Consider the following 12009-nt stretch of genomic DNA (forward strand, 5'->3'; position numbering starts at 1 on the left):
CCACCCCGTAGGCCGCGTGGCGGGGCGCCCCGACATCCGCCCTGACCAGTGGGGGTCACGAACGACCCGTCACGCGTGAACGGCCCCCGGAGCCCCCTCAGGCTCCGGGGGCCGAAGTCTCTCGGTGCTCAGGCGCGGCGTCTTGCGTACACACCTCGCTCACATGTTCCATGGGATCTTCATGTTCGACGACGAACGTGAATTGAGCCTGTGGGGGGCACAGTTGAGCGCTTTTCAGTACAACGCGAGACGTCTTGCCGCGATGGTGGCCGCATTCGCGGTCGGCGGTACGGGGCTCGTCCTCGCGGCTCCCGCCGCACACGCGGCGGAAGCGTCCGACGTGGTGGCGAAGCTGCCCGCTTCCTCGTTCTCGGACATGGTGGTCGACTCGCGGAACCAGCGCGTCTTCATCTCCGACAAGTCGACGGCCGCCCTGTACGGGGGCGTGGTCGTCGCCTACGACTTCGAGGGCCACCGGGTCGGTTCGTTCACCACCGAGAGCCGCGCCTCCGGTCTCGCGCTGAGCGAGGACGCGGCAACCCTGTACGTGGGCCAGCGCGAAGGCGTCTTCGCCTACGACACCCTGACCCTTCGGGAGACCGGCCGCACCGCCGCCTACCAGGACTCCTGCGGCCGGGAACTCGCGGTCACCGGAACCAAGCGCTGGCACACCACCACCCCCGCGTCCAACGACTCCTACTGCGACCAGAACCGGACCGACCTGGACTCGGTGGTGGGCGGGGTGCACACACGCACCAACTGGAACGCCGCGGGCAAGCTGCTGCTGTCGACCGGTGACGGGGCGGCGGACCGGCTGTTCATGGGCCAGACCAAGGGGCCGGTGGCCCCCGACCCGTTCCTCACCTCGTTCGACACCGCCGGCGACTCCCCGGTACGCGGTGACTCCCGCCGTTTCGCGGACGCCGAGGGCAAGGGCGCGCTGGACCTGAAGGACATCGCCGTCAGCGCGGACGGCAGCCGGCTCGCGGTCGCCGACGCCGCGTACGGCACGCGCCTGTTGAACTCCGGCGACCTGAGCGACGCCGGCCCCGGCTACCAGCCGCTGCCCACGGGCGCAACGGCGTCCGCCGTCGCCTTCAGCGGCGACGGGAAGTACGTGGCGCGCGGAGCCTCGGCCATGGGCAGCACCCCCGACCTGCTGATCCAGCCGGCCGACCCGGCGAACGGCACGACGGCGATGGAGTTCGCCTTCGAGGGCGACCTCGACGGAAGCCGTGTCGTCCCGCGCGGCCTTGAGTGGTCCAAGGACGGCTCCCGACTGTTCGCCGTCACCACCAACGCGTACGGCAACGCCTTCTGGCTGCACATCGTGCAGCCCCCGGCAGCCCAGTACGACTCCCGCTTCTCCGGCGCGCTGACCCACACCCCGGGACAGGCCGTCGTCGGCGAACCGGTCGGCATCCGCGGCCGCCTCGAACTCGACGGCACCGCGCCCGCCGAGCCCGTCAGGGTCAGCGCCGTACGCACCACGGCCGACGGCACGCGCAAGCTCGCCGAGGCGGAGGTCGCGGCGGACGGGACCTTCACGGTGCTTGACGTGCCGGACGCCGTCGGCAGCGCGACCTACACGGTCTCGTTCCTCGGCGACCTCACCCACCGCCCGGCCGAGGACATCTCCCTCACCGTCGACGTCGCGAAGGCGCCGACGTCGATCTCGCTCACGGCGCCGGCGGAGGCGTCGATGGCCGCCGGCGTCGAGATCACCGGCAGGCTGACCGCCCAGGGCCGGGCGCTCCCCGCCGGCGTGACGCTCGCGGTCGAGCGCACCGACCGACTGGGCACGGGCACCCTGTCCTCGGTGCCGGTCGCGGCCGACGGCACGTTCACGATCAAGGACCTGCCGCGCGCACGGCGCGACGTGACGTACACGGTGTCGTACGGGGGCGACGACCTGCACACCGGCAGCGAGGCGTCTGCGACGGTGTTCGTCACCCGCTGAGCCACGGTCCGCCGGTCCCTCGAAGGGCCGGCGGACCGGCCTGCCGACCGTGCGGCCGGAGGTCGTGGCACCCGGTCCGCAGCCTCCCCGGCCGCGGACCGGGGCCGTCAGGGGGCGCCGACCAGATGCTGGTCGGCGAGCGCCGCACTGTGCGCGTCCATCCGCTCCGCGGCGAGGATCGCGGCGGCGGTGTCGGCGCGCGAGGCGGCGACGACGAGGGCGCGGCCGGCGAGGGAGTGAGCGCGCCGGTGCAGGTCGGCCCGGTCGGCGCCGCTGCGCCCCGCGTGGCGGGCCGGCGGTGCGCCACGGAGCCTCGAGACCTGCTCGGCGATGGCGTCCGCCGCCCGGTCGAGGCCCAGTTCGTCGGTCACCGCCAGCAGTGCGGCGAGATGCCCGGCCAACTGGATGTCCAGCTCTTCCTCACGGCTGCGGTGGGGGTACTGCGCCTCGTCGGCCATCGAGTGGACCGACTTGGTGCGGATCGGCTCGTACATGGGGATGGCCTCCTGCTCACAGTCAGGAGACCATCCTACATTGGATCGAGTCTAAAGTTGAGTGCCTTTGGGAGTCCCGTGGGCGGCGCCCTACGGCTGTCCGTATCCGTCCAGGAACGTGCCGATCCGGGTCACGGCGTCCGCCAGGTCCTTCGCCGTCGGCAGGGTCACGATCCGGAAGTGGTCCGGCTCCGGCCAGTTGAATCCCGTGCCGTGGACGACCATGATCTTCTCGGCCCGCAGCAGGTCCAGCACCATCTGCCGGTCGTCCTTGATCTTGTAGACCTTCGGGTCGAGCCGAGGGAACAGGTAGAGCGCCCCCTTGGGCTTCACGCAGGTCACCCCGGGGATCTGTGTCAGCAGGTCGTACGCGACGTCCCGCTGCTCGAGGATCCGGCCGCCCGGCAGCACAAGCTCCTCGATCGACTGCCTCCCGCCGAGCGCCGTGGCCACCGCGTGCTGCGAGGGCATGTTGGCGCACAGCCGCATGTTGGCGAGGATCGTCAGCCCCTCGATGTACGAGGATGCGTGCGCCTTGGGACCGCAGACCGCCATCCAGCCGGCCCGGTAGCCGGCCACCCGGTAGTTCTTGGACAGCCCGTTGAAGGTGAGAACCATCAGGTCCGGGGCGAGTGCGGCGGTGGGGGTGTGGGTCGCGCCGTCGTACAGGATCCGGTCGTAGATCTCGTCGGAGCACACGACCAGGTTGTGGCGCCGGGCGATCTCGGTGAGGCTGCGCAGCATCTCGTCGTCGTAGACGGCGCCCGTCGGGTTGTTCGGATTGATGATCACGATCGCCTTGGTGCGGTCGGTGATCTTGCGCTCGATGTCCGCGAGGTCGGGCATCCAGTCGGACTGCTCGTCGCACCGGTAGTGCACGGCCGTGCCGCCGGACAGCGACACCGACGCCGTCCACAGCGGATAGTCGGGCGCCGGTACGAGTACCTCGTCGCCGTCGTCGAGCAGCGCCTGCATCGACATCTGGATCAGCTCGGAGACGCCGTTGCCCAGATAGATGTCCTCGACGCCGAGCTCGATGCCCTTGGTCTGGTAGTGCTGCATCACCGCCCGCCGGGCGGACAGCAGTCCCTTCGCGTCGCCGTAACCATGGGCGGTGCTGAGGTTGCGGAGGATGTCCTCGAGGATCTCCGGCGGGCACTCGAACCCGAAGGCGGCCGGGTTGCCCGTGTTCAGCTTGAGGATGCGATGACCTGCTGCCTCGAGCCGCATCGCCTCCTCGAGGACCGGGCCCCGGATTTCGTAACAGACGTTCGCGAGCTTCGTGGACTGGATCACCTGCATGTCTGTGAGCTTACGGGCGCATAACGCTGATCGCTCCATGTTTTGGGCCACCGGGAGCGCGGCATGAATGTCTGCTTTGTTGCTCACCGGGTGGCACGGTCGCGGACCCTTCGAAACCGGGGCGAAGAAGGCCGGACGCCTGTGAAACCGGCGGTCGGCGGCGTGGGTGTTGCCCTCGTCACCTTCCGGTAAGGTGGCTCGCCCGAGCAGTGCTTCCGGCGATCCGGGAGCGGTGCCACGACCGAGGAGGTGAGTCCCATTCCCGCAGCAGCAGGCTGGGCGCTCTCTCCCACAGCCGTACGGTCCACCGGGCACAGGTGACCGCGAGGGCGCCCCCATCGGTGCCCCCGAAAGGCTTTCATGTCGGTCTTCGAGCTGTACCCGTCCCCTTCCTCCGTCTCCTCCGTGGTCTCCGCGCTCCGCTCCGCGGGCTGCGTGTTCGCCGAGGACGAGGCGGATCTGTTGATCTCCGCCGCCCGCGACCACCGCGAACTCGCCGCCATGGTCGAGCGGCGCGTCCTCGGTCTCCCTCTGGAGCACGTGCTCGGCTGGGCCGAGTTCCGCGGCGAGCGCGTGGCCGTCGACCCCGGGGTCTTCGTGCCGCGTCGCCGCAGTGAGTTCCTCGTCGGCCGGGCGATCGCCCTGGCCCCGCCCCGCCCCGTCGTCGTCGACCTGTGCTGCGGTTCCGGAGCGCTGGGGGCGGCGGTGCTGCGCGCCGTCGGCGCCGGTGAGCTGCACGCCGCCGACATCGAGCCCGCCGCCGTGCGGTGCGCCCGGCGCAACGTCGAACCCGTCGGCGGCCGGGTCCACCAGGGGGACCTCTACGATCCGTTGCCGCCCGCGCTGGCCGGCCGGGTCGACGTGCTCATCGCCAACGCCCCGTACGTACCCACCGGCGAGATCGGGCTGCTGCCTCCGGAGGCCCGTGACTTCGAGCCGCTGGTGGCTCTCGACGGCGGCGCCGACGGGCTCGACATCCAGCGGCGGGTGACCGCGGGGGCCGGCCGGTGGCTGGCGCCCGGCGGGGCGCTGCTCGTCGAAACGAGCGAGCGGCAGGCCCCGCGAACCGCTGCCGCGTTCGCCGATCACGGTCTCTGCCCACATATCGCCGTTCACGAGGAGTCGGACGCCACCGTGGTGATCGGTACCAGGCCCCGATAGCCGAGAAGTCGAAACAGCGGAACGGCCCCGGGGAGCGATCGCTCCCCGGGGCCGTTCCGTCACCGCGCCCGAGGGGCGCCGGACGGAGTGTCAGCCGATGACGGAGGTATTGCCGCTCGCCGGATTCAGCAGGCCCAGCACGTTCACCGAGTTACCGGTGAGGTTCAGCGGAACGCTGACCGGCAGCTGGATGACATTGCCGGACAGGACGCCGGGGGAACCGGCGGCAATGCCCTCGGCACCCGCGTCGGCCATGGCGGGCGCGGCGCTGCCGAGCGCCACGACAAGACCGGCGGCAACGGCTGCAACCTTTGTGTACTTCATTTTGATCCTTTCAGCAGGGCGCTGTACGCGGTACGGCTTTCGTGTCGCGAAGCTGCATTTCAGCCATGCAGACATGCGCCTCCGCAGTACTAGTAACGAATCGATTCCCCGCCGGGTGGCCGACGCGCGACCACGGGGTCGGAAAGTCACTCGTATGTCTCATGCAACTGTCGAACCCATGCACGGGATTCGCGGAGGAATTTCCCCTTCCGGGAGTTACCTCCGGCGCGTAGCTGCTCCGTGCGACACGGACGGGGCAGCCCTTCGGCCCGGTGATCAGCGGGTGGAGGTGCCGTTCTCCGAGAGGACCGGGATGTCGCTGAGGATGTGCGACAGGGGCTCGTCACCCTTGGCCTGGGTCGAGTTCTCGACGCACTGCTGGTTCTGCGGGGCCGACAGGACCGGGACGTCCTCGACGCCGACCGGAACGACGCCGGCGAGCGAGCCGAGGTTGGCCTTGGCGGGCATGCCGAGGCAGGGCTTGTTGAGCGAGCCCTGGATCAGGCTCATCTGCGGGCTCATGGTGCCGTAGGTGGCGGCGTTGCCGTAGTGCTGCATGGCGCCGACACCGCTCGCGGTGGTGGTGCTCTGGTCGTCGCCGACAGCCAGTGCCTGCGGGGCCATCGCCGCGCCGGCGCCCACCATGGAAGCGGTGACCATGGCTGTCGTCAGAATCTTCTTGATCACTTACTTGTTCCTTTTCGTCTGAACGGCGAACGCGGTGCAGTCTGGTCAACGGAACCCGGGAGGTTTGGTTTCGGCTGTTCACTCGAATGCCGCGTGTGGCCGATGTGCGCCATTGGCGTGTCGCGTTCACCCGTCTTGTCGAATGAATTACCCACCCCCGGGGCCGCTTTCGGTTGCGGCACAATAGGCGAGTCCATCGGGCCGAACGAGCGGTGAATTCAATATGACAATTACGTCTACCGGGTATCTGTCCGCCGACCGGAAAGGGAGGCGGCGGGCCGTCAGGGAACCCGGCCGGGGGGCGGTCGGCGCGAGTCGGGCCTTCGCCTGGATGCTGGTGTCCAACGGTGCAGCAGGGCTGCTGGCGGCGTGGGTCATCACGATCGACAAGTTCAAGCTGTTGGAGGACCCGAGCTTCACACCGGGCTGCAGCCTCAACCCGGTGGTGTCGTGCGGCAACATCATGCAGAGCGAACAGGCGGCGGCCTTCGGCTTCCCCAACCCGATGCTGGGGCTCGTCGCCTACGGCATGGTGATCGCGATCGGGGTGGCGGTGCTTGCGGGAGCGCGCTACCGAAGGTGGTTCTGGCTCGGCGTGAACGCCGGCACGGGGTTCGGCGTCATCTTCTCCACGTGGCTGCAGTACCAGTCGCTGTACGAGATCAACGCGCTGTGTCTGTGGTGCTCGCTGGCGTGGGTCGCCACGATCACCATGTTCTGGTACGTGACCTCGCACAACGTCCGCAACGGCATCCTGCCCGCCCCCGCCGCGCTGCGCGGCTTCTTCGGCGAGTTCACCTGGGTGCTCCCCGTGCTGCACATCGGGATCATCGGCGTGCTGATCCTGACCCGCTGGTGGGATTTCTGGACCAGTTGATCCTCGTGCATGGGCGCCGACGGCACGCGACGCAAAGGAGCCCCGGCAACGTCACTGCGCCGGGGCTCCTGCTTCGATCAGTGGGTGGCGGTGCCGTTCTCCGAGAGGACGGGATGCCGCTGACGATGTGCGACAGGGCTTGTCACCCTTGGCCTGTGGAGTTCTCGACGCACATCTCGACCCACTCCGGCGGCCGTACGGGAGCGAATTGCTCGGCGGATCCGAGGCGTTGCGCAGGGGCGGATCAGCCGCCGAGCGAGACACCGCCCAACATCGGGGTGGTCGCGGCGGCAGTCTCGAGCACCTGCTCGGGCGCTTTGCCCTTGACGTTCTTCAGGTCGGTGGCGACGTCGCCCACCTGGTCGAGCCCGGTCACGGCATGGGTGCCGTCCTCCATCTGCGGGACGGAGGAGACGACCTCGCCGAGACCGCCGTTCAGGCTCATGGGAGGCATGCCCGCCGAGTCGGCGGCGAACGCGGGAGCGGCCACCCCCAGCGCCGCCACGGAACCGGCAAGGATGACAGCAGCCCTCGAGTACTTCATGTTTCGTCTCCCTGATCCCGGCGGTGTTCTCCGCCGTCGACAGGCGTAACGAGCCGTGCTCGTGCGGGATACCCCGTCGCTCGTTCCGTCACGCCCATGCGAACGACGCAGCGGCCCGACCCGCCGGGGGCCGGACGGCGTCGCCGCAGGTCTGCCACCGTCCACGTGCCGTACTCCTCGCCGCATTGCGGGGCGTGACGCGGCACTCACCTTCTCGTTGACGGGTGGTGTCAGGTGCTGCCCGACCATGGTCCGCCCGGGCCAGGGATGTTGGCCGTGGCCGGCCGTGGCCGGCGCCCGGCGTCGGGCGAAACCCACCCGGTGTGCCGGTCCTGGAGCCAGCCCCGACGCGGCGACGGGGGACGGACCTGCTGTTCCTCCATCGACGGGGGCGGGAACAGCACGAGCCGTCTCCACTCCCCGTCCGGCCGACCCGGCATGGTCCGGCCCGCTGCCGCCCACTCGCGTGTCAGCTGGTCGTAGATCGGGCTGTTCCCGGGCGGCGGTGCCGACGGTGCGGGATCCGTTCTCGTCTGCACACGCTGCCAACGAGCCGGAGCGGTAGTCCTTGCCATGCCGCGGCCAACGCGCACGGGGCACCGGAGGTCACTGCCGCGCGGAGACGCCGGGGTACGGGAGGAACTGCCTTTCGAGCCCGTCGCTCGGCGAAGCGGGGCCCGGCGAAGGCGTCAAGAACACGGCGACGTCGGTGGCACCGGCTTCGGCGAGCGTTGCCGGTTCGCCGTTCGCCGCACGGGCGTTGGCGAACACAGCGACATCCGAGGGACGTTCGAGAGCCCGCACGGCGCGGTCCCGTACCGCCAGTACTGCACCGTCGAACGCGGCCGGCCCCCTGAGGTTCCGGCGCGGAGCCCCGTTCACCCGGGCAGGTGAACAGCCAGCGGCCGGGAGGCCGCAGGGTACTAGGGTGCCGAACCATGACCACTGTCAAACCGACCCGAACGACCGTAGACCGGGGCGAGTTGGGTACCCTCGCCCTGCTCGCCTGGACCGGTGACCCGGCCCAGGGCCACGACACGCCGTATCTGATCGCGTACTCCCTCGGGGACGGCACTGGCGGGGCCAAGGCGGCGGCCGCCGCCTCACTGGCGATGATCGAGGAGCTCGGTCTCACCCCGGGCGTCATGTACGACCACACCGGCGAAGTTGTCTCCCCGATCCAGCTGCTCGTCCAGGGTGGCCAGGCCGTCGTCAACATGAGCTACTTGAACGCCCAGTGCCGCGTCCCGGCCGAGTGGCTGGCAGCCGCCGAACGGAGAGGGCATGTGCACTTCATGATCTCCGGACGTCCGTGGCCGGAGGCCAAGCCCGGCGTGCCCGTCACCGAAGAGACCCTGCGGGCCCACCTCGGCGACGAAGACGCGCTCGAGGCCACCGCCCACGTGCTGCTCCCGGTGTCCCAGTTGCGACGCTGACACCGCCGACGGCCCTGTACGCAGCCGTCGGCGCCGTCGGATGACAGACCACTACGGCTGCGCCCGGGCAAGGTCGCAAGGGCCGGAAACACCGGCCGGCCCCTTCTGCGCGGCCTGCGCTCCTACGGGCTGCGGCCTCCCCTGCGTGGTGCAGGGGAGGCCGCAGCGGTCATCCGCGGTTCGGTGCTCAGGCGCCGTCGGAGATGGCGCACCCGTTGCCGAAGGCCGGGTTGAGCAGCCCGATGACGTCCGCCGTGTTGCCGCAGAGGTTGACCGGCACGTGGACCGGGACCTGGGCGACACTGCCCGAGGCGACACCCGGGGAACCGGCGGCCGTACCGAGCGCTCCGGCGTCGGCGGCGGCCATGCCGGCACCGCCGACGAGGATGGCACCCGTGCCGGCCACAACGGCGGCGGCCTTCGCGATACGCGACATCAACTTCTCCTTGCAAGATGAAGAGACGGCCGCAGGTGTTGCGGCCTTGACGTCCCGTTCAACGCGGAAGGCCGACACTGGTAACGGATCACCGCAAAGTCAGACACCAACGGATTCTCTGCCCTCTCGCGCGCCGGGGTCACAGGAGACCGAACAGGAACAGCGTCGAGGGCCGCATCGGCCCGGCGGCGCAGGCACTGAGGCGCTCCCGCAGTCCATGGCGAGCGTGGTCCATGAAGCTTCAGGGGGCATGATCTCGGTCGTGAGGGCCGAGGGCCCGTGCGGCACAGCGACAGGGAACCCCAGGGCTGCGGAGAGCAGTCGGAGTAGGTGTGCGTGTGCCGCTTCCTCTGTAACCCCCGGTTTTCCGCAGCATGGTTGGGGAACGCACTCCTTCGAAGTCGCCGACACCATGTCGCAAGGACGCGCCCATCCGGCCGGACACCCGGGCCGTCGAACTGGCCGGGGCCTCAGCGGATTTCACCGTCGGCTCATGTGGCAGCGGACGATCACGGCCGCATCGATCCGAATCACGGTGCTGGATTATCAGCGGACTAATAGGGCACAGGTCGGCCCAAACGCCCTGCGATTCGCCAGGATTCGTGACATCGGGGTCGGACGAGGGCTTCTCTGATGCGTACGTTCGGGTGGTATGTGGGGCTCAAGTGCCCGACAACGGGTGATGTCATAACGGTCGCCTCGTAACTTTGGTGACAATGGCGGGGGTTCGGGCTCCCGGTCTCGTCGGCGCCGACATTGGGACTGCTTGTCAGCCGGCTGACATCGGCCGGATCCATCCCTTCCCCCACCAACTCCATGAGATGTGACCAGTGAAACGTAGGCGATTGTGGACAGGTTTCGCCGTGATGGCGATGGTCGCCGTTGGGGTAACGGCATGGGCGATTCTTTCCCGGCCGGCCGCGAACCCGGAATCCGAGGGCAAAGCAGCGAGCCGGACCGTTTCGGAGGCGCAAGCACTGGTGCAGGCCGGTCTTATGCAGGCGCAGTCCCAGGACTTTTCCGGGGCGGCCCGCACCTTCAGGCGCGTTCTGGAGCTGGATCCGGACAACAAGCTGGCCTGGTACAACCTGGGTGTCATCGCACAGCGTGACGGCAGGACGGCTGATGCCCGTAAGGCCTATGACGAGGCCTTGAAGATCGATCCGACTTATGCGTCTGCCCTTTTCAATGAGGCAGTGCTGCTCGAGTCGAGCGATCCCGACCAGGCTGTCGCGCTCCTGAAGCGTGCTGTTGCCGCCGACCCGAAGGCCTCCACGGCCTACCTGCACCTCGGGCGGGTCCTGGCGAAGAAGGGCCGCGACGACGAGGCCGAGGACGCATTCCGTCGTGCTGTTGCGATCGATCCCGAGCTGCATTCTCTCGTTCCGGAATCCTTCCACGATTCCGTACGCCCATCACCGTCAACGAGCCAGGCAGGTGCCACCAGATGACGTCGACTGCGACACCGAGGTTCTCCGTCTTCACTCCCAGCCACAGGCCGCGTTTCCTTGATGAGTGCCTGGCGTCCCTGCAGGCGCAGACCTGCGCGGACTGGGAGTGGATCGTCCTGCTGAACAACGGCGCCCGGTGGCGACCGGAGCGCGCCGACGAGCGTGTCCGCGTGGAGATCGCGGACGAAATCCACGGTGTCGGGGCGGCCAAACGCAGGGCCTGTGAACTGGCGCGTGGAGAGATTCTTGTAGAACTCGACCACGACGATCTTCTGGCGAAGGAATGCCTGGCGGAGCTCGCCGAGGCATTCGACACCCATCCCGACGCCGTTCTGGCCTACAGCAACACCGCGCAGATCACCGAGGACGGAAAGCGCGACGAGACTCGCTTCAACGAGGCTCACGGCTGGCAGTACGAAGATGTGGACGTCGACGGCCGCCGGCTGATGCAAGCCATCTCCATGGCTCCGACGCCGCACAACGTCTCGTACATCTGGTACGCGCCCAACCACGTGCGGGCGTTCCGCAAGGATGTCTACGAAAAGGTCGGCGGATACGACGCCACCCGTACGGTCCTGGACGACCAGGACCTGATGTGCCGCCTCTTCCAGGCCGGCGACTTCCACCACATTCCCCGCTGCCTGTACCTCCAGCGGATCCACACCGCGAACACGCAGCGCGACCCGGAGATCAACGCACACATCCAGCGTGAGACGGTTGCCCTGTACGACAAGTACATCGAGGCCAACGCCCTGGCCTGGACCCACCGTCGCGGCCTGTACGCACTGGATCTGGGCGCAGCCCACCGGAAGCCGCCCGGCTATCTGGGGGTCGACCAGTATCCGGGAGAGGGCGTCGACATCGTCGCTACCCTGCCCGGGAAGCTGGACCTGCCGGACGGCTCCGTCGGTCTTCTGCGGGCGGTGGACTTCCTCGAGCACGTCCCCGCGAAGGTGCCGCTGATCAACGAGCTGTACCGGCTGCTGGCACCCGGGGGAATGCTCCTCACCATGACACCCAGCGCCGACGGCCGCGGCGCGTACCAGGATCCGACGCACGTCGCCTACTACAACGAGAACTCCTTCTGGTACTACACGGACAACCAGTACCGGACCTTCGTGCCCGAGATCCAGGCCCGGTTCCAGAATTCACGGCTGGTCACCTACTACCCGACCGACTGGCACTCCAAGAACAACATCTCCTACGTCGTGGCCAACCTCATCGCCGTGAAGGAAGGCGCCGCCCGGTGCGGCGGACCGCTGCGGGTCTGAGGTCTCCCCGGACATCTCGGCAAGGCGCCCGGCGGCTGTCAGCTCCCGCCGGGCGCCTTCCTTCCT

The 12009-nt window shown here is 68.8% G+C and carries 12 protein-coding genes; 6 read left to right on the forward strand and 6 right to left on the reverse strand.

Annotated features, from left to right (window positions below):
- Positions 1–163 precede the first annotated feature (163 nt).
- Positions 164–1960 (forward strand): Ig-like domain repeat protein, encoded by a 1797-nt coding sequence (locus MDN94_RS13115; protein ID WP_482726011.1) that lies wholly within the window; start codon positions 164–166, stop codon positions 1958–1960.
- A gap of 107 nt (positions 1961–2067) precedes the next feature.
- On the opposite strand, the gene MDN94_RS13120 is transcribed toward MDN94_RS13115, so the two are convergent.
- Together MDN94_RS13120 and MDN94_RS13125 are read right to left on the reverse strand one after the other, a co-directional pair.
- A complete protein-coding gene (locus MDN94_RS13120) occupies positions 2068–2454 on the reverse strand; it encodes an SCO4983 family protein (RefSeq protein ID WP_482726012.1) in 387 nt (128 codons plus the stop codon).
- A gap of 90 nt (positions 2455–2544) precedes the next feature.
- Positions 2545–3756: a pyridoxal phosphate-dependent aminotransferase gene (locus tag MDN94_RS13125; protein WP_005312781.1), complete on the reverse strand. Its 1212-nt coding sequence runs from the start codon at positions 3754–3756 to the stop codon at positions 2545–2547.
- Positions 3757–4116: 360 nt separating this feature from the next.
- Between MDN94_RS13125 and MDN94_RS13130 the strand changes: the two genes are divergently transcribed.
- Positions 4117–4917: a putative protein N(5)-glutamine methyltransferase gene (locus MDN94_RS13130; RefSeq protein WP_482726013.1), complete on the forward strand. Its 801-nt coding sequence runs from the start codon at positions 4117–4119 to the stop codon at positions 4915–4917.
- A 90-nt stretch (positions 4918–5007) separates the two neighbouring features.
- Here the strand turns inward: MDN94_RS13130 and MDN94_RS13135 are convergent, their stop codons facing one another.
- Together MDN94_RS13135 and MDN94_RS13140 are read right to left on the reverse strand one after the other, a co-directional pair.
- A complete protein-coding gene (locus MDN94_RS13135) occupies positions 5008–5241 on the reverse strand; it encodes a chaplin (protein WP_482727064.1) in 234 nt (77 codons plus the stop codon).
- Positions 5242–5517: 276 nt separating this feature from the next.
- Positions 5518–5928, reverse strand: a complete 411-nt coding sequence (locus MDN94_RS13140) for a rodlin (protein ID WP_482726014.1) — start codon at positions 5926–5928, stop codon at positions 5518–5520.
- Between the two features lie 223 nt (positions 5929–6151).
- Here MDN94_RS13140 and MDN94_RS13145 point away from each other — a divergent pair, with 223 nt between their 5' ends.
- Positions 6152–6805, forward strand: coding sequence for a vitamin K epoxide reductase family protein (locus tag MDN94_RS13145; RefSeq protein ID WP_482726015.1), 654 nt, complete (start codon positions 6152–6154; stop codon positions 6803–6805).
- A 244-nt stretch (positions 6806–7049) separates the two neighbouring features.
- Here the strand turns inward: MDN94_RS13145 and MDN94_RS13150 are convergent, their stop codons facing one another.
- A complete protein-coding gene (locus MDN94_RS13150; protein ID WP_482726016.1) occupies positions 7050–7349 on the reverse strand; it encodes a hypothetical protein in 300 nt (99 codons plus the stop codon).
- A 938-nt stretch (positions 7350–8287) separates the two neighbouring features.
- On the opposite strand from MDN94_RS13150, the gene MDN94_RS13155 reads away from it, so the two are divergent.
- Complete coding sequence (locus MDN94_RS13155; protein ID WP_482726017.1) at positions 8288–8785, forward strand: DUF5949 family protein; 498 nt, start codon at positions 8288–8290, stop codon at positions 8783–8785.
- A gap of 187 nt (positions 8786–8972) precedes the next feature.
- Here the strand turns inward: MDN94_RS13155 and MDN94_RS13160 are convergent, their stop codons facing one another.
- The gene (locus tag MDN94_RS13160; protein ID WP_482726018.1) at positions 8973–9221 is read right to left on the reverse strand and encodes a chaplin; all 249 of its coding nucleotides are present in this window, start codon (positions 9219–9221) and stop codon (positions 8973–8975) included.
- Between the two features lie 866 nt (positions 9222–10087).
- On the opposite strand from MDN94_RS13160, the gene MDN94_RS13165 reads away from it, so the two are divergent.
- Entirely contained in the window at positions 10088–10672 is a 585-nt protein-coding gene (locus MDN94_RS13165; protein ID WP_482726019.1) for a tetratricopeptide repeat protein, read from the forward strand.
- Positions 10669–11943 carry a glycosyltransferase gene (locus MDN94_RS13170; RefSeq protein WP_482726020.1) on the forward strand — a complete coding sequence of 425 codons (1275 nt, stop codon included), beginning with the start codon at positions 10669–10671 and terminating at the stop codon, positions 11941–11943. Before MDN94_RS13165 ends, MDN94_RS13170 begins: the two co-directional genes overlap by 4 nt.
- The last annotated feature ends 66 nt before the right edge of the window (positions 11944–12009 follow it).

This window comes from Streptomyces sp. WAC00040 (assembly GCF_056835925.1).